Origin of the sequence: Comamonas koreensis (assembly GCF_014076495.1) — a bacterium.
Taxonomy (GTDB): domain Bacteria; phylum Pseudomonadota; class Gammaproteobacteria; order Burkholderiales; family Burkholderiaceae_C; genus Comamonas; species Comamonas squillarum.
The window spans coordinates 12983-30587 of record NZ_CP043575.1 but is presented as its reverse complement, the minus strand read 5'-3'; the positions used below and the strand labels follow the sequence as shown (position 1 = coordinate 30587).

Here is a 17605-nt window from a genome sequence, read left to right as displayed (position 1 = left end):
GCAAAGATTGTAGGCCCATCGCCATTGCCCGTGGATGGCGAGTGCCGCACGCTGGGGTGCGGTTATACATGCCATGTAAAAATAAATGAATATCTCTCTATTGATAGCCAATATGGTGGTGGCTTGCCCTTGGCGGGACGCCCTGGGCGGCGCCGGCCGCATCCCCCCATTTCCAACCGATTTATCCCCCCTTTGAAAGGACTCTGCCTCGTGACCTGGGAAACCCTGGACCAATACGAACCCTGGATGCAAACGGCCGCCGGTCTGGCGGCCTTGGTATTGCTGGCCTATGCACTGCGCCTGGTGGTGCGCATGGCGCTGCTGCAGATCGTGCCGCGCTTTCGCTCCAGCCTGGGCGCGGCCTGGCTGCGCACCTTGCTGGACAACCGCATTCTGGTGCGCGTGGCGCAGATCGTGCCCTCGCTGGTGGTTCAGACGGGCATTGCCGCGGTGCCGCACCTGCCAGTCATTGCCAGCACGGTGATCCGCAATGTGGCGATTGCGGTGACGGCGCTGCAGGTGGCGCGCCTGCTGTGCGCCATCATGGACGGCATCCAGCAGGCCAACGAGAGCCAGCTGGAATCGGCCCAAAGCACGCGCTCGGTCAAAAGCTATGTGCAGCTGGGCAAGATGCTGGTGATGGTGGTCGCGGGCATCGTGATGGTGGCGACCTTGATCGACCGCTCGCCGCTGATTCTGCTCAGCGGCCTGGGCGCCATGTCGGCGGTGCTGATGCTGGTGTTCAAGGACACGATCCTGTCGTTTACCGCTGGCGTGCAGCTGTCGAGCAATGACATCCTTCGCGTGGGCGACTGGCTGGAGATGAACCAGGTCGGCGCCGATGGTGCCGTGGTGGACATGGCGCTCAACACCGTCAAGGTGCGCAACTGGGACAACACGATCACCACCATCCCCACCTGGCGCTTGATGAGCGACAGCTTCAAGAACTGGCGCGGCATGTCGGAATCGGGCGGCCGCCGCATCAAGCGGCCCCTGTGCATCGACACCACCTCGGTGCGCTTTCTGACCCGCGCCGAAATCGCTGAGCTCAGCCACATCGCCTTGCTGCGCCCCTACCTGGAAGGCAAGGTCGCTGAGATCACCGCCTACAACCAGGATTTCTCGGCCAAGGCGCCGGACATGGCCGACGAGATCGTCAACCTGCGCCAGCTGACCAATATCGGCACCTACCGCGCCTACTGCAATGCCTATTTGCAGGCCCACCCCAAGCTGCGCAAGGACATGACCTTGATGGCCCGCGCGATGGAGCCGACCAACCAGGGTTCGCCGCTCGAGATCTATGCATTTACCGATACCACCGCCTGGCTCGAGTACGAGGCGATCCAGGGCGATATCTTTGACCACCTGATCGCCATCCTGCCGGAGTTCGGCCTGCGCGTGTTCCAGGTGCCCTCGGGCAATGACATGCAGGTGGCGCTGCGCCAGCACGAAGTGCAGGCCCTGCAGCGCTGATCGTGTCTGTTGCCTAGCGCCGCGCCCCCTGGGCCGGTGCTGGCACGGGTGACGGCGACGATGAGGGCACATTCGCTACCGCTTCGGGCAGCGGCTCGGGCGCCACGGCCACCGGCTCGTCGGCCTCTGGCACGGGCGCTTCGCTGGCCACACCGGTCGCTTCCGGGCTGGTGATGCCCAGCGGGCTTTCCCAGATCGAGCGGCCTGGCAGCGGCAGCACCGGCTGGCCATAGCCATCGGCCAGGCCCACCAGCAGCGCGCGGCCATCGGGCAGCACGCGGAAGTCGCCATAGCGGGTCTGCTCAAAATGCCGGCCCTGGCCTTCGGGGAAGAAGTAGGCATCGGTCACCAGCACCCACTGGCCCTTGAGGCGCTTGAGCGGCAGCGCCACCTCGCCTTTTTGCAAGGGCTCGGTCGCGGTCAGCAAGCCCAAGATGGTGGCCACGCCCTGGTCGTCAACGCTGGCGCGCACCAGCTGGCTGGCGCTGACGATGTCCTTGAGCTTTTCACGCATCTCAAAGGGCAGCGCAAAGTTCAGCGCCATATAGTCGCCCTGCATCAAGGAGCGCGGGTCCACCGGGATCAGCGGCACCAGAATGCGCAGGCCATGGGCAATGACCTGCTCCTTGCCGCGCACATCCCAGTTGACCAGGCCCAGCGCCAGCACCGCGCCCACGACCAGACCGACCCATTGCAGCCGGCGCTGCGGCGCTGCAGGCGGCGTGTCTGCGCCAGCGCCGGCATCGGCCGCGCGGCGCAGCGCCCACAGGCAGGCCAGCAGCAGCGCGCCAGCCAGCGCCAGGCCCAGGCCCTTGGCCGCCAGCGACCAACCCAGGTGGTAGTAGAACTGGCCTAGCGCGACCAGCGCCAGCAGCGCGCAGAGTACGGCAATTCGCCAGCGCGCCGCCAGCAAGGCACCCGCGGCGACCAGGCCAACAACGGCCAGCCCGGTGCTGAACCAGGCGGCCAGCGCCAGCATTGCGCCCGCCAGCAGCAGGCTGTGCTCGCCCTGGCGGTTGGTGGTGCCGCGCGCACGCCATTGGCGGGCCAGCATCCAGGCCGACAGCGCCACCACCACCACGGCCAGCGCGCGCCCGGCAGGAATGGCCCAGGGCATGAAGTCGCCGCTCTGCTCCCAGAAGATGGCGCGGGCGACATAACCCGAGGCGAAATTGCTGATCAGCACGCCGACGATGGCCGCATCGGCAAAGGCGGCCCAGCGCGGCCGGGACCAGCGCTGCGCCGGCGTGGCCAGGCGCGCGGGTTCGGCACGCAGCCACAGGCACCACAGCAGCGCGGGCAGCAGCGCATCGAGCTGCAGCGGCAGCAAGGCCGGCAGCCAGGACTGCAGCGCCATGAGGCTGACCACCACGGCCATGCCCCAGCCCAGGCCCATCAGCGACTGGATCCAGCGCATCTGCGCCAGCGCGGCGCCCAGCATCAGCACCAGCGCCGAGACCGTACCAATCAGCAGCACACCCAGGCGTGAGTCAGCCACATCGCCCAGGTTGACCAGCACCAGCAGCCCGCCCGCGCACCAGAGCACCAGCGCCACGCAGTTGAGGAAGGCATGGCGGGACTGGCGCATCAAACCACCGGCTGCGGCCAGAAACACCAGGCCCAGCACCACGCCGCCGGCACCAAAGACAAAACGCTCGCCCAGCGCCAGCGCCAGAAATACCGCCAGCGGCACCAGGCTGGCCAGCGCACCCAGCATGGCCAACGCCAGCACCAGGACCGGGGGCTCATCCAGATCTTGCACAGGCGCATCGCCTTGCACCAGGCCTTGCTGGCGGGCCGGGGACCACCAGGCCGGTTGCGTGCGCAGAAATGACAGAGGACGGATAGCAGCCATCACAGCACCTCCTGGTGGTCGCGCTGCTGGGCATGCAGGTAGTGCTGCGCTGCCATCAAGGCCTTGACCGAAGCGCCCAGGCAGACCATCACCACCACGGCAAAGGCGAGCAGGGCCTCGGTCTCATGCCACTCGAATATCCAGCGGGCAATCAGCGACAGCACCAGCACATTGGCGGCCAAGGTGGCCAGGCAAGTGCAGATAAAGTCGCGAAAACGGCTGAACAGCGCCACCAGCAAGCTGGCAGCCACCAAGGCGCCGCTGAGCGCAAAGGCCGCCAGGGTCTGGCGCGTGGCCTCGTCAAATAGCTGTACGGTGGCAATGGCCGACCAGGCTGCCAGCGCGCCGCCCAGCGCCAGGCGCTGCGACCACCAGCCCATGCCGCCGCGCACCCGCAGGGCCGGCACGCAGTACACCAGCAGCGGCACCAGCGCCAGCGCCAGCCAAAGCGCCAGGCGCAGCAGCAGCTGGGGCAGGGTATCGCGGTCGGCGACCAGGACCTGCCAGAGGTCGAGCTTGCCGGTCCAGAACACGATGGCGGCTGCGACGATCAGCACCCAGACGCACCAGAGCAGATCGCTGGCAGCCAGTGCCACCCAGATGAGCGAGAGCGCCGCCCAGGCGGCAAACAGCTGCCAGGCATCGGCGCCGGTCTGGTAGGTCTGGCCCACATAGGCCAGCAGGCCGCCCAGCACCAGGGTGGCGCACAGCAGCGCCGCCAGCCGCAGGCGCGGCCACAGACAGGCGGCCAGCACGGACAGCGCCAGCGTGCCCTCGATCAGGCCCAGCTTGAACCAGTGCGACTGCGCCTGCCAGTTGGCCGCCACCCAGAAGATCAGCCCGCTGGCCACCAGCAGCGCGGCCACCAGCAGCAGGCCGGCGCGGATTTTGCGGGCCAGATCGGCCGGGGCACCGGCTGAGACAGCCAGTGCATACAGCGGCGCGATGCGCGGGTCGCCTGGCGCCGACTGGGCGCTGACCTGGTACAGGGTGGAGTCCATGCGTTTGTTCCTCGTTGGTGGGCCGCTTGCACGGCGGTGCAGCGGTGGCCCTGGTGCAGCCGCCCCAGGCAGCCTGCACACAGCCTGCAATATAACCAAACGCTTCTGGGCCAGGGCATGCGCCAGTTCAGGTAGCTTCAAACGATACTGCCGGAGCCCGCCAGGCGAGACCGGGCCGGGGTGCTCAGCGTGCGGCGGCAGCCTGGGGTTGGGCCACAAAGCCCATGCGGCTGAGGCCGGCGCTTTGCGCCGCATCCATCAGTTCGACGGCGCGGGCATAGGGCAGGCTCTGGTCGATGGACAGCTGCACCTCGGTCTGCGGATTGCGCTCGGCCTGCTGCTTGAACAGCGCTTTGAGGGCCTCCATGTCGGTGGGCTGGCCATCGGCAAACAGCGCGCCCTGGGCATTGAGCTGCACCGCAATCGCCGCCGGCGGATTGGCCCGGGTGGCGCTGGCGGCCTGGGGCAGGTCCAGGCGGATGGAGGCGGCCAGCAAGGGCGCTGCCATGATGAAGATAACCAGCAGCACCAGCATCACATCCACCAGCGGCGTCACATTGATGGCGCTGATCGGCGCGCTGGCCGGGGTTTTGTTGAAGCGACCGAATGCCATGGTGCGAAGGGCCTGGGTTGGCGGCGGCTCAGCGGCTGCCCACCAGGGCGATGCTATCCACGGCATTGTGGGCCTGCATGCCGGCGTAGGCCTGTGGCGCCTGGGCGGCTTGCTGCAAGGCCCAGGTCTGCATGTCGTGGGCAAAGCCTTCGAGCAGCTCCTCGACCTGCGCGAGTTTGCGGCCCAGCAGGTTGTAGGCCAGCACCGCCGGCAAGGCAACGGCCAGGCCGGCGGCGGTCATCACCAGCGCCTCGCCCACGGGGCCGGCCAGCTGCTCCAGGCTGACATGCTCGGCACCAGCCAGCGCCGCCAGCGCCTGGTGGATGCCCCAGACGGTGCCCAGCAGGCCGACAAAGGGGGCGGTGGCGCCGATGGAAGCGAGCACCGTCTGCCCCCACTGCAGCCGGTGGCTGGCGCCATGCAGCGCCTCGCGCAGCACGCGGGTGGTTTGCACCTGGGCGCCGCTGGCCACAGCCAGGCTGTGGTTGGCTGCGGGCTCGGCCGCCACAATGTGCGCAATCGCATCGGCCACCGGGGTCAGCAAGGCGGCGCGGTCAATGGTTGGCAGCGCCAGGCGTGCCTGCTCCCAGCTGCTGGCCTGCCAGAAAGCATCGGTGGCCCGCAAGGTGGCGCCATGGGCGCGGCCCAGCCACCAGGCCTTGTAGAGAATCAGCACCCAGCTGGTGACGGACATGAGCAACAAGACCAGGGCCGTGGCCCGGGCGACGCCGTCTGCTTGCGAGAGCCATTGCCCCATCGTCATGGTTGGCCGTCCTTGTAATAGCGGGGTGGGTGTGCCGGGCTGGGTTTATTTCAGGCCGAGCACGTCGTACATGTCGAACAGGCCGGTCTTCTGGCGCGCCAGGTAGCGCGCTGCCCGCAGGCTGCCATTGGCGTAACCGGCGCGGCTGCTGGACTTGTGCGAGATCTCGATGCGCTCGCCATCGCCGGCAAACAGCACGGTGTGGTCGCCGACGATATCGCCGCCGCGCATGCTGGCAAAGCCAATGCTGTTGGCCACGCGCGCGCCGGTGTGGCCAAAGCGCTCGTAGACGGCGCGGTCGGCCAGCTGTGTGCCCTGGGCCTCGGCAATCACCTCGCCCATTTTCAGCGCCGTGCCCGAGGGGGCATCGACCTTGTGCTTGTGGTGCGCTTCGACGATCTCGATGTCGTAGCCGCCTTCTTGCAAGGCCTTGGCCGCCATCTCCAGCAGCTTGAAAGTCACGTTCACGCCCACGCTCATATTGGGCGAGAGCATCACCGCCGTCTTGTCGGCAAACTGGCGGATCTGCGTCTTTTGCGCGTCGCTAAAGCCCGTGGTGCCGATGACCACGCCCACGCCGCGCTCGGCCGCCAGCGCCAGGTGGGCCAGCGTGCCTTCGGGTCGGGTGAAATCGATCAGCACATCGGCGCCTTGCAGGCCCTGGGCCAGGTCGGCGGTGATCTGCACGCCGGTGTGGCGGCCCAGGAAGGCACCCGCATCAGTGCCCAGGCTGGGGTTGCCGGCGGCATCGAGCGCGCCGCTCAGCTGCAGGTCCGTGCTGGCCAGCACGGCTTCGATCAGCATGCGGCCCATGCGGCCGCTGGCGCCTGCAATGGCGACGGCAATACGGGGGCTGTTGTCGGGGGAGAGGGGGGCGGTCATGGGTAGTTTCCTGGGGCTCAAACGGGCGGCATCTCAGCAAACATCGGACACGGCCCAAAGACGGCGCTGGCCACCCGCTGCCAGTGCAGGACGGGGGCATGCCAGCGCCATGGCATCAGCGCTGGGGCGATTCCAGCGGCGGGTAGCTGGCAGGCGGCGTGGCGGTGCTCGTGTCGCTGCTGCTGGTGTCGGCGCTGGGGGCGGGGGCTGGCTGATCGGCCTTGTACTTGGCCAGCTCCTCGGGCGTTGCTTCCAGGCGCGGCACCTTGGGGTTCTTGATCGAGGTCGTGACCGAGGCGACGAACTCCTGCTCGCTGGGCATCTCATCGCCTTCAAAGCGCTCCAGGCCGGTGTCGTTGAAGTACACGGTAAAGCGGCGCTCCTGCTCGGGCACACCCTTGCGCTTGATGGTGAACACGTAGTCCCAGCGGTTGGCGTGGAACACGCTGGCCAGCAGCGGGGTGCCCAGCAGATCCTTGACCTGCTGGCGGCTCATGCCTTTTTGCAGCGCGTCGACCTGCTCCTTGGTGATCACATTACCCTGCACCACCTCCACCTTGTAGGGGGTGATGGCGCTGGCGAACTTACGGCTGGCTTCATTGAAGGAGCCGCAAGCGGCCACACTGGCGCCCAGGGCCAACAGCGCCGCCATGCGGACACCGGAACGAACAAATTCAGGCATGGTTTTAGACATAGCGATATGATCGGCCATTGTAGCGGCTGGTCTCCAGGCCTTCTCCAGAAGTCCGTATACCAATCGGGCCCACTTGAAAGACCTTGTTATGAAAAATATTGAAGAACTCAAAAGCACTGGCCTCAAGGCAACGCTGCCTCGGCTGAAGATTCTGGATATCTTCCAGAATGGTGCTCAGCGCCACATGACGGCGGAAGATGTGTTCCGCGTGCTGCTGGAAGAGCGCTCCGACATCGGTCTGGCCACGGTCTACCGCGTGCTGACCCAGTTCGAGCAGGCCGGCATCCTGATCCGCAGTAACTTCGAGAGCGGTAAGGCGGTTTACGAGCTCAACGAAGGCCAGCACCACGACCATTTCGTCTGCACCAGCTGCGGCAAGGTCGAGGAGTTCTATGACCCCGAGATCGAAAAGCGCCAGCAGTCCATTGCCAAGAGCAAGGGCTGGATCGTGCATGACCACTCGATGGCCCTGTACGGCCAATGCGCGGAGTGCGCGGTCAAGGCCAAATAAGCACAGCATCCCACCGCTGCCCGCCAGAACCTGAAAAGCGAAGCGCCGAAAACGCTTCGCTTTTTACGTTTTGCACACATAGCTTTACAGCAGCGCGACGGCACAGGCGCACCATGGGGCCTTCTGCACCAGGCTCCAGACTCCCCATGCGCCCTAACCGACTGCCCCGACTGCTCACCCTCAGCGCCGCCGCCTTGGCGGGCACCTTGTGGCTTGGCGCCTGCGCCTCCCATGCGCCGCCAGATGCGGCCAGCGCGCAGGCGGCGTTGCCCGATACGGCAGCGGTGCCGCTGAGCGCCACCCAGCGCCTGCAATGGCTGGACCGCGTCAGCTGGGGCGCGAGCGACAGCGCCGACCAGCAGCTCCAGCGCCTGGGCCTGCAGCGCTGGCTGGATGCGCAGCTCGCGCCGCGCCAGCCGCCCCGCCTGCCCGCCCAGGCCGAGCAGCAGATTGCGGCCTTGGAAATCAGCCAGCGCAGCATGCTGGAGCTGCAGCGCGACATTGCTGCGCAGCGCCTGGCTGCCCGCACCGCCACCGAGCAAGGCCAGGGAGAGGGCGAAGGCGCGCGCCTGCGCCAGGAAGTGCAGCGCCACCTGAACCAGCTCGCCGCCCAGGCCCAGCAGCGCCAGGTGCTGCGTGCGCTGTACTCGCCCGCCCAGCTGCAGGAGCAGATGACCTGGTTCTGGATGAACCACTTCAATGTCAGCACGCGCAAGGCCGAAACGCGGCTGTGGATAGCAGATTACGAGGAGCGGGCGATCCGCCCCAACGCCCTGGGTAACTTCCGCACGCTGCTCGAAGCGAGCATGCGCCACCCGGCGATGCTGCTCTACCTGAACAACGCCAGCAACGCCAAGGGCCACATCAACGAAAACTACGCCCGCGAGCTTCTGGAGCTGCACACCATGGGCGTGGGCAGCGGCTACACCCAGGCCGATGTGCAGGCCATGGCCCATGTGCTGACGGGCGTGGGTTTCAGCACCCGCGATGCCGATGCACCGCCGCCGCGGATGGACCCCGAGCTGCAGGCCGATTACCTGCGCGATGGCTTTTTCGAGTTCAACCCCAAGCGGCACGACTATGCGCCCCAGGTCTTGCTGGGCCAGCCGCTGCGAGCCAAGGGCATGGCGGCGGTGGACGAGGCGCTGGACCGCATCGTGGCCTCGCCCGCCACGGCGCAGTTCATTGCGCGCAAGCTGGCAGTGTTCTTCATGAGCGACAACCCGCCACCCGCCTTGGTGCAGCGCACGGCAGCGGCTTTCTCGCGCAGCCATGGCGATATGGCCACCACCTTGCGTGCGCTGCTGACCGCGCCCGAGGCGCTGGCCCAGCAAGGCCAGCGCTTCAAGGACCCCATGCACTATGTGCTGGGCGCCGTGCGCCTGGGCTATGACGAGCGCGTAGCCAGCGATGTGCGCCCGGTGATCGGCTGGATCAACCGCCTGGGCCAGCCCCTCTACGGCCATGAAACGCCCGATGGCTACCCCGTATCGCAATCGGACTGGGCCAGTTCCGGACAGATGGCCGCGCGCTTTGATGTGGCGCGGCAGATTGCGACACGCAGTGCCGTGCTGTTCCGCGCCGAACCTCAGGCCGCGCTGGAGCAGCCGCCGTACCCGGACCTGGCGCAGCGTGCCACCGCCCAGGCGCGCGTGGCCCAGTGGAGCGCGGCATCGCGCGACGCGCTGGCCAAGGCGCGCAATGTGCCCGACTGGAATACCTACTTTCTCTCCGCCCCCGAAATGATGGTTCGCTGACGAGGTACGCCATGCAAAGACGCCACTTTCTCTCTGCCGCCGCCAGCCTGCCGCTGGCCTTCAGCCTGGCACGGGCCCGCGCAGCAGCGCCCCGCAGCGATACACCGCGCTTTTTGCTGGTGTTCTTGCGCGGCGCCTACGACAGCAACAGCCTGCTGGTGCCCACGCACAGCGACTTCTACTACGCCGCGCGCCCCACGATCGCCATCGCACGCCCGGGCGAGGCCAATGGCGCGCTGCCGCTGGATACGCGCTGGGGCCTGCACCCGGCGATGGAAGGGAGCGTGCTGCCGCTGTGGCGCAGCAAGCAGGCCTGCTTTGTGCCCTTTGCCGGCACCGACGACCTCTCCCGCAGCCATTTTGAAACCCAGGACTCGATCGAGCTGGGCCAGCCGCTCGATGCCCACCCGAGTTTGCGCAGCGGCTTCATGAACCGCCTGGCGCAAACCTTGCAGGGGCGCAGCGACCTGGCGCCGATGGCGTTTACCGCGCAACTGCCGCTGTGCATGCGCGGGCCGGCCCGCATTGCCAATACCGCGCTGGCCAATGTCGGCAAGGGCGGCGTGGATGCCAACCGCAGCCGCGCCATTGCCGCGATGTATGCCGGCACCGCACTGGCGCCTGCCGTCAACGAAGGCTTTGAGGTGCGCGCGGCCGTGCTGCGCGGCATGCAGGAGGAGATGGACAAGGCCGGGCGTGATGCCATCAGCGCCAAGGGCTTCAGCCTGGTGGCCCAGCGCATGGCCACTTTGATGCGTGACCAGTTCGATCTGGGCTTTGTCGATGTGGGCGGCTGGGACACCCATGTGAACCAGGGCAATGCCAGCGGCAACCTGGCCAACCGGCTCGATGACCTAGGCCGGGGCCTGGCCGCCTTTGCGCAGGAGATGGGCGCCGAGCCCTGGCGCCACACCGTCGTCGCGGTGGTCAGCGAGTTTGGCCGCACCTTCCGTGAAAACGGCAACAAGGGCACCGACCACGGCCATGGCACCGCGTACTGGATATTGGGCGGCGGCCTGTCGGCGCAGGCCGGTGGGCGCATTGTGGGCGAGCAGATCGAGGTGAGCGAGGCGAATCTGTTCCAGAACCGCGACTACCCCGTGCTCAACGAGTACCGCAGCGTGCTGGGCGGCCTGTTTGCGCGCATGTACGGCCTGTCAACGGCGCAGCTGCAGCAGGTGTTTCCGCAGGCCGCGGTCAAGGACCTGCGGCTGGTTTGAGGCTGCAGGCCTCGGTGGTTTTAAAACTCACGCCCGCTGGCCATGGCCTTGCGGTGCCGGTCGACAAACTCCTGGTAGGTGTCAATGCCGCGCAGCTGCAAGATGGTGTTGCGCACCGCCGCTTCCACCAGCACGGCGATATTGCGGCCGGCCACCACCTGGATGACCACCTTCATCACCGGAATGCCCAGCACATCCTGGGTCAGCGGTGCGGCGGGCAGCCGGTCGTAGTCGCGCTCCATGGTTTCCTTGCGCACCAGGTGCACGATCAGCTTGAGCCGCATCTTGCGGCGCACGGCCGTCTCACCAAAGATGGCGCGGATATCGAGCAGGCCGATGCCGCGCACTTCTAGCAGGTTCTGCAGCAGGTCGGGGCATTTGCCCTCGATCGTGGTCTGGTTGATGCGGTACAGGTCCACGGCGTCATCGGCCACCAGGCCGTTGCCACGGGTGATCAGCTCCAGGCCCAGCTCGCTCTTGCCCAGGCCGGATTCACCGGTGATCAGCACGCCCATGCCCAGGATGTCCATGAACACGCCATGCATGGTGGTGCGGTCGGCGAAATGCTTGGACAGGAAGGCGCGCAGCACATCGATGACAAAGGCGGCCGACTCCTTGGTGGAGAACATCGGGATGTGCGCGCGCTCGCACATGGACAGCAGCTCGTCAGGGGCGCCCTGGCCATCGGCCAGCACCAGCACCGGCGGCTCTAGGGTCACGATGCGGGCGATGCGGCGGCGGCAGTCTTCGGTGGTGGAGTTGGTGAGGTAGGCGATCTCGCGCTCGCCCAGCACCTGCGCGCGGTAGGGGTGGATGTAGTTGAGGTAGCCCACCAGGTCGGCGCTGGAGCGGGCGCTGCGCACCGCCACTTCGTCAAAGCGGCGCTCGGAGGCCCCCAGGCCCGCCAGCCATTCCCAGCGCAGCGAGGCACGGAACTCCTCGAACAACACATCTGCGCTTACGACATTGGGTTTCACGGTGCAGTCCTTTCAAAGCCAGAGCGCGCAGCAAAGCCACCCGCCAGTGTGAAAGACTAGCAGGAAAAACGGGGTTCAAGGCAGATACGCGTGCTTGCTTGGGCCTGCTGGCGCAGGCGTGCGGCGTTCAGGCGTGGGCGGTCGAGGTGTTGTTGGTAGACGATTGCCAGGTGTCGATCATCTGGTGGAGCTGCTCGGCATTGGTACTGGCCTTCATCTGCTCGCGCAGGCTGGCATTGGACAGCAGCTCGGCAATCTCGCCGAGGATCTCCAGATGCTGCTGGGTGGCCGCTTCGGGCACCAGCAAAAAGATCAGCAGGTTGACCGGCTGCTCATCAGGGGCGTCAAAGCCAATGGCGCGCTCGAGCTGGAACACCGCCGCCATCGGGGACTTGAGGCCCTTGATACGCCCATGCGGAATGGCCACGCCATGCCCCAGACCGGTCGAGCCCAGTCGCTCGCGTGCAAACAGGCTGTCGGTGACCAAGGCGCGCGAGAGGCCGTGCAGACTCTCGAACAGCAGGCCCGCTTCTTCAAATGCACGTTTTTTACTGGAAACATCCACACTCACTAGCACTTGAGCTGGAGGCAAGATAGAGGCAAGACAGTTCATAGTGGAGTGCGGCTATATGGCTAGCTACTGGAGAGCATGATCAAACGAACGCAGCAACACCTGGATGCAGGTGTTGCTGCACGTATTATCGGTCAGTACTCAAACAGAATCTTTTTCCTCAGCAAAAAGCAGAGGGTTTACGCCATTGCTTGCCGCAACGCATCGCTGTAGTGGGATTGAACACGTTGCTTGTGACGGGCCACCATACGGTCCAGCCTGTCGACCAAAGCATCTACCGCGGCGTACAAATCGTGGTGAGAGCACTGAACACAGAGTTCATCACCCTTCACCCGCAGATTGCACACCACACGCTGCCGTTTCTCCTTTTCCTTCTGCTTTTCCACCGAAAGTAAAACTTTGGCATCCACCACCTGGTCAAAGTGTCGCGTAATGCGCATCAGCTTGGATGTTACATATTCGCGCAGCGCCGGGGTCACCGCCAAATGGTGACCACTGATCGTCAGGTTCATGAATAAGTCTCCTTCTGCAAACCGAGAAAAGTGACTGAGGCCGTTTAAAACCCAAGCCACCCCGAGGGGGAAACACATGCATGCGTGTAAACCATGATGCGCCCGGACCTGCAAAATTGCAAGTCTATGACAACCCGGTTCACTGGGTTTCTGGGCCGGGATGGCCGCGCAAGGCCGCCGCGTTGGTTACAAATGCGCCGCGCCGTGCTGCAAAAAATGGAGGGCCCATGCGCGGCGCATGGCGCTTTGGGCGCAATTGCAACCAGTGGCAAGCAGCGCTGACTTGGTGCGCCAGCACGTAAGGGCCTACGTGTTCGAGGCGCTGCGGCGCCCAATACTGCACTGCAATCCAAGGCATCCCGGCAACCCGGGCGAGGTCATGGGGGGTGACGACTACAATCGAGCGCTTGCCTTGCCGAGGTTGCGCGGCTGTCCGTGCCTTCCGTTTTCCCGCAGGGTGCCTGTCCATAGTTCTGCATCACCATGACCCAGCCCGTACCTTCTGCACTGCATACCTCCAAGCTCCATTCCCTGCCCCTGCTGGCCCGCGGCAAGGTGCGCGACAACTACGCCGTCGGCAACGACCGCATCCTGATGGTGGCCTCGGACCGTCTGTCGGCCTTCGATGTGATCATGGGCGAGCCCATTCCGGGCAAGGGCGCATTGCTGACGCAGATGGCGCTGTACTGGTTCGACAAGCTCGGCGACATCTGCCCCAACCACCTGACCGGTGAGGCGCCCGAGTCCGCCGTGCAGCCCGATGAAGTGGCCCAGGTGCATCTGCGCTCCATGCTGGTCAAGCGCCTGAAGCCCGTGCCGATCGAGGCGGTGGTGCGTGGCTACCTGGCGGGCAGCGGCTGGAAGGAATACCAGGAATCGCAAGCGGTCTGCGGCGTGCCCCTGCCCGCTGGCCTGATCAACTCCGCCAAGCTGGCCGAGCCCATCTACACGCCAGCGGCCAAGGCCGAAGCGGGCGAGCACGATGAGAACATCACCTTTGAGCGCACCGTCGAGATGGTGGGCCCCGAGCTGGCCGCGCAGATCCGTGACATCAGCATCGCTATCTACAAGAAGGCCGCCGCGATTGCGCTGACCAAGGGCATGATCATTGCCGACACCAAGTTCGAGTTTGGCCTGGATGAAGACGGTAAGCTGGTGCTGATGGACGAGGTGCTGACGCCCGACAGCTCGCGCTACTGGCCGGTGGAAGGCTATGCCGACGCGCTGGCGACCGGCGCCAACCCCCCCAGCTATGACAAGCAGTTTGTGCGCGACTGGCTCGAGCAGGCCAAGGTCAATGGCAAGCCCTGGGACAAGACGGCCCCGGCACCGCGCCTGCCGCAAGAAGTGATCGACAAGACCGCGGCCAAGTACCGCGAAGCGCTGGAGCGCCTGACGGCCTGACGGCCTGACGGCTGGGGGCCTGATGGCCCCGCAGGCTGGTATGTGCTGCGGCCCGCTCAGGCCGTGGCGCTCAGTCTAGCGTCTGCCTTTTTCAGCCACAGGCGCAGGCTGTCCACCAGGTCTTTGCGGCTGAACGAGCAGCTTTCCTCGTCAAACAGCGCGCTCGATTCGAGCCGGTCGAGCAGCTGCAGCAACACCTCCTGGAACTGCGCAGGCAGCGCGCCGAGCAAATCGGTGTAGCCGCGTGCCTGCTGGCTCAGGGCCGCCGCATCCATGTGGCCGGCCTCGAAATGGTCCAGTCCGTCTTGTAAGGCACCCAACTGGCGCAGCGCAGCGGATTGCATGGGGGTCTCCTGGTGGCTCAACATGGCTGCAGTGTAGAGGCCTTTGTGCCGGCCGAGCCTGGGATTTGCCAGGGGCCATTGGCCGTGCAGCCTCGCCGCCCGGGCGCAAATGCCCGACAATAGCCCCCATGAATGCCCTGAACATTTCGGAAACCATGCAGGCCCTGGGGCTCCAGGCCAAACAAGCCTCTGCCCAGATGGCTAAAGCGCCTTCTGCTATCAAAAACAAGGCCTTGCTGGCGCTGGCACGTTTGCTGCGCGACCAGACCGAGGCCTTGCAGGCCGACAACGCCAAGGACCTGGCGCGCGCGCAGGCCAACGGCCTGTCTGCGCCGATGGTCGATCGCCTGCGCCTGACGCCCAAGGTGCTGGAGACCTGTGCCCAGGGCTGCGAGCAACTGGCGGCCATGGCCGATGTGGTGGGCGAGGTGGTGGGCATGAAGCAGATGCCCAGCGGTATTCGCGTGGGCCAGATGCGTGTGCCCCTGGGTGTCTTCGGCATGATTTATGAAAGCCGCCCCAACGTGACCATCGAGGCGGCCAGCCTGTCGATCAAGAGCGGCAATGCCTGCATTTTGCGCGGTGGCTCCGAAGCCATCGACTCCAACAAGGCGCTGGCACGCCTGGTCGAGCAGGCATTGCAGGAGGCTGGTTTGCCCGCCACAGGCGTGCAGCTGGTGCAGACCACCGACCGCGAGGCCGTGGGCCAGCTGATTGCGATGCCCGAATTTGTCGATGTGATCATTCCGCGCGGCGGCAAGGGCCTGATCGAGCGCATCAGCCGCGAAGCCAAGGTGCCGGTGATCAAGCACCTGGACGGCAACTGCCATACCTATATCGATGCGCCTAGTGATCTGGACATGGCCGTCAAGGTGACGGAAAACGCCAAGACGCAGAAATACAGCCCCTGCAACGCGACCGAAAGCCTGCTGGTGGCGCGCGCCGTGGCGGCAGATTTTCTGCCCCGCATTGGCGCGGTGTTTGCGGCCAAGGGCGTGGAGATGCGTGCCGATGCCGAAGCGCTGGCGCTGCTGCAGGGCGTGCCCGGTGCCCGCCTGCAGGCGGCGACCGAGCAGGACTGGTCCGAAGAGTACCTGGCCGCCGTCATCAGCATCAAGGTGGTGGCTGGGGTGGACGAGGCGATTGCCCATATCAACCACTACTCCAGCCACCATACCGATGCGATCATCACGCGCGACCACATGCATGCGCAGCGTTTTTTGCGCGAAGTGGATTCGGCCAGCGTCATGGTCAACGCCAGCACGCGCTTTGCCGATGGTTTTGAGTACGGGCTGGGCGCCGAAATCGGCATCAGCACCGACAAGTTCCATGCCCGGGGACCGGTGGGTATCGAGGGGCTGACCTCGCTGAAATACATTGTGCTGGGCGAAGGTGAAGTGCGCGGCTGATGCCGGTCGCTCCCAGCTGCTCTGGCTCGCTGGTCGGTGATCTTTGCTGACCGGCCGCCTCTTGCCCACGTTATGATGCGGCCATGCCAGGCCGCTCCCTAGCGGCTGGCGCCTCATGCTATGAAAATTCTGATCCTCGGCGCAGGCCGCGTGGGCGAGAGTGTCGCCGAAAGCTTGCTGAGTGAAAAAAACGACATCACCGTGATCGACACGGATGGTGTGCGCCTGCGCGATCTCGAAGGCCGCTTCGATCTGCGTGGCGTGGTGGGCAATGGCATCAGCCCCGAGGTGCTGGCCGAGGCCGGTGCGGCGGACACGGACATGCTGATCGCCTGTACCTCCCAGGACGAGACCAATCTGACCGCCTGCAAGATCGCGCAGGTGCTGTTCAACATCCCCACCCGCATTGTGCGCGTGCGCTCGGTGGCACTCAAAAGCCATGCCGAGCTGCTGTCCGACACCGGCTTTGGGGTGACGCATGCCTTCTGCCCCGAAGAAGCGCTGATGGGCTACATCGGCAAGCTGGTGACCTACCCCGAGGCGCTGCAGGTGCGCGAGTTTGCCCAGGGCCATGTGGCGCTGGCGTCAGTGCGCGCACGCGGCGGCGCGCCGGTGGTGGGCTTGAGCGTGGCCGATGTGCGCCAGAACCTGCCCCATGGCACCGTGCGTGTGGTGGGCGTCTACCGCCGCTTTCACCACGAGGCCGACCGCCTGGTGCCGACCGAGGGCAGCACCCGCATCGAGCCGGGCGACGAGGTGTTTGTGCTGTCGGACAAGGAGCAACTGGGCGATGTGCTGGCAGCCTTCAACCGCCAGGTGGGTGAACAGGCCGAGGTGGTGCGCCGCGTGATGGTGGCCGGCGGCGGGCGTGTGGGCATGCGCCTGGCGCGCGCGCTGACCAAGGAATCCCGGCGCTTCCAGGTCAAGATCATCGAGAAAAGCGAGGACCGCTGCGTCTATCTGGCTTCGCGCCTGCCGTCGGATGTGCTGGTGCTCAAGGGCGATGCGACCGACGAGACCTTGATGGAGAACGAGAACGTCGAGGATGTGGACCTGTTCGTGGCCATCACCGATGATGACGAAGACAACATCATGTCCTGCCTGCTGGCCAAGAAGCTGGGCGCGACCCGGGTGCTGGCGCTGATCAACCGCCGCACCTATGCCGACCTGATGCATGGCACGCAGATTGATATTGCGCTGTCGCCCGCCCAGGCCACCCTGGGCGAGCTGCTGGCCTATGTGCGCCAGGGCGATGTGCAGGCCGTGCACAGCCTGCGCCGGGGCGTGGCCGAGGCGATCGAGATTGTGGCGCGTGGCGATGCGAAAACCTCGCGGGCCGTGGGCCGGCGCGTGGGCAGCCTGCGCCTGCCGCGCGATGTGCACATCGGCATGATTGTGCGCGGCCTGCCCGCGCCCGATGCGCGCAACACCAATGGCAGCGAGGCGGCCGAGCGCGATGAAGACGAGCGCGATGACGAGAAGGTGGAGGTGATCGTGCCCACCAGCGGCACCATCATCCAGAGCAATGACCATGTCATTCTCTTCTTGCCGAACAAGCGCCTGGTGCATGAGGTCGAGGCCCTGTTCCGTGTCGGGGTGACCTTTTTCTAGGCACGGCC

At 65.8% G+C, this 17605-nt stretch carries 17 protein-coding genes; 7 read left to right on the top strand and 10 right to left on the bottom strand.

Going from position 1 to position 17605, the window contains the following annotated elements; all coding sequences use genetic code 11:
• The first annotated feature begins 246 nt into the window (after positions 1-246).
• Positions 247-1473, top strand: a complete 1227-nt coding sequence (locus tag F0Q04_RS00130; protein WP_182345508.1) for a mechanosensitive ion channel family protein — start codon at positions 247-249, stop codon at positions 1471-1473.
• A gap of 13 nt (positions 1474-1486) precedes the next feature.
• Here F0Q04_RS00130 and F0Q04_RS00125 read toward each other — a convergent pair whose 3' ends face one another.
• The 6 genes from F0Q04_RS00125 to F0Q04_RS00100 form a co-directional block, all read right to left on the bottom strand.
• A complete protein-coding gene (locus F0Q04_RS00125) occupies positions 1487-3328 on the bottom strand; it encodes a GDYXXLXY domain-containing protein (RefSeq protein WP_182343868.1) in 1842 nt (613 codons plus the stop codon).
• Positions 3328-4329 (bottom strand): DUF2157 domain-containing protein, encoded by a 1002-nt coding sequence (locus tag F0Q04_RS00120; RefSeq protein WP_165841256.1) that lies wholly within the window; start codon positions 4327-4329, stop codon positions 3328-3330. Before F0Q04_RS00120 ends, F0Q04_RS00125 begins: the two co-directional genes overlap by 1 nt.
• Positions 4330-4513: 184 nt before the next feature.
• A complete protein-coding gene (locus tag F0Q04_RS00115) occupies positions 4514-4942 on the bottom strand; it encodes an ExbD/TolR family protein (protein ID WP_116927822.1) in 429 nt (142 codons plus the stop codon).
• Between the two features lie 28 nt (positions 4943-4970).
• A complete protein-coding gene (locus F0Q04_RS00110) occupies positions 4971-5699 on the bottom strand; it encodes a MotA/TolQ/ExbB proton channel family protein (protein ID WP_182345507.1) in 729 nt (242 codons plus the stop codon).
• A 51-nt stretch (positions 5700-5750) separates the two neighbouring features.
• On the bottom strand, positions 5751-6587 hold the full coding sequence (dapB, locus tag F0Q04_RS00105) for a 4-hydroxy-tetrahydrodipicolinate reductase (RefSeq protein WP_182343866.1): 837 nt from the start codon (positions 6585-6587) through the stop codon (positions 5751-5753).
• A gap of 115 nt (positions 6588-6702) precedes the next feature.
• On the bottom strand, positions 6703-7269 hold the full coding sequence (locus tag F0Q04_RS00100) for an outer membrane protein assembly factor BamE (protein ID WP_182343865.1): 567 nt from the start codon (positions 7267-7269) through the stop codon (positions 6703-6705).
• A 100-nt stretch (positions 7270-7369) separates the two neighbouring features.
• On the opposite strand from F0Q04_RS00100, the gene fur reads away from it, so the two are divergent.
• The 3 genes from fur (at position 7370) to F0Q04_RS00085 (ending at position 10769) form a co-directional block, all read left to right on the top strand.
• On the top strand, positions 7370-7792 hold the full coding sequence (gene fur, locus F0Q04_RS00095; protein WP_021025553.1) for a ferric iron uptake transcriptional regulator: 423 nt from the start codon (positions 7370-7372) through the stop codon (positions 7790-7792).
• 146 nt (positions 7793-7938) lie between these two features.
• Positions 7939-9549 (top strand): DUF1800 domain-containing protein, encoded by a 1611-nt coding sequence (locus F0Q04_RS00090; RefSeq protein ID WP_182343863.1) that lies wholly within the window; start codon positions 7939-7941, stop codon positions 9547-9549.
• Between the two features lie 11 nt (positions 9550-9560).
• Positions 9561-10769, top strand: a complete 1209-nt coding sequence (locus F0Q04_RS00085; RefSeq protein WP_182343861.1) for a DUF1501 domain-containing protein — start codon at positions 9561-9563, stop codon at positions 10767-10769.
• A gap of 20 nt (positions 10770-10789) precedes the next feature.
• On the opposite strand, the gene hprK is transcribed toward F0Q04_RS00085, so the two are convergent.
• From hprK to hpf, 3 genes are all read right to left on the bottom strand, one after another.
• A complete protein-coding gene (hprK, locus tag F0Q04_RS00080; protein WP_021026712.1) occupies positions 10790-11746 on the bottom strand; it encodes an HPr(Ser) kinase/phosphatase in 957 nt (318 codons plus the stop codon).
• Between the two features lie 127 nt (positions 11747-11873).
• Complete coding sequence (locus F0Q04_RS00075; RefSeq protein ID WP_116927816.1) at positions 11874-12359, bottom strand: PTS sugar transporter subunit IIA; 486 nt, start codon at positions 12357-12359, stop codon at positions 11874-11876.
• A 137-nt stretch (positions 12360-12496) separates the two neighbouring features.
• Complete coding sequence (gene hpf, locus F0Q04_RS00070; RefSeq protein ID WP_116927826.1) at positions 12497-12829, bottom strand: ribosome hibernation-promoting factor, HPF/YfiA family; 333 nt, start codon at positions 12827-12829, stop codon at positions 12497-12499.
• 483 nt (positions 12830-13312) lie between these two features.
• Here hpf and F0Q04_RS00065 point away from each other — a divergent pair, with 483 nt between their 5' ends.
• Positions 13313-14233, top strand: coding sequence for a phosphoribosylaminoimidazolesuccinocarboxamide synthase (locus F0Q04_RS00065; RefSeq protein WP_021026709.1), 921 nt, complete (start codon positions 13313-13315; stop codon positions 14231-14233).
• 56 nt (positions 14234-14289) lie between these two features.
• On the opposite strand, the gene F0Q04_RS00060 is transcribed toward F0Q04_RS00065, so the two are convergent.
• Positions 14290-14577 (bottom strand): hypothetical protein, encoded by a 288-nt coding sequence (locus F0Q04_RS00060; RefSeq protein ID WP_232539465.1) that lies wholly within the window; start codon positions 14575-14577, stop codon positions 14290-14292.
• Positions 14578-14654: 77 nt separating this feature from the next.
• Between F0Q04_RS00060 and F0Q04_RS00055 the strand changes: the two genes are divergently transcribed.
• Together F0Q04_RS00055 and trkA are read left to right on the top strand one after the other, a co-directional pair.
• A complete protein-coding gene (locus tag F0Q04_RS00055) occupies positions 14655-15986 on the top strand; it encodes a glutamate-5-semialdehyde dehydrogenase (protein ID WP_260720303.1) in 1332 nt (443 codons plus the stop codon).
• 120 nt (positions 15987-16106) lie between these two features.
• Positions 16107-17597 (top strand): Trk system potassium transporter TrkA, encoded by a 1491-nt coding sequence (gene trkA, locus F0Q04_RS00050; protein ID WP_116927814.1) that lies wholly within the window; start codon positions 16107-16109, stop codon positions 17595-17597.
• The last annotated feature ends 8 nt before the right edge of the window (positions 17598-17605 follow it).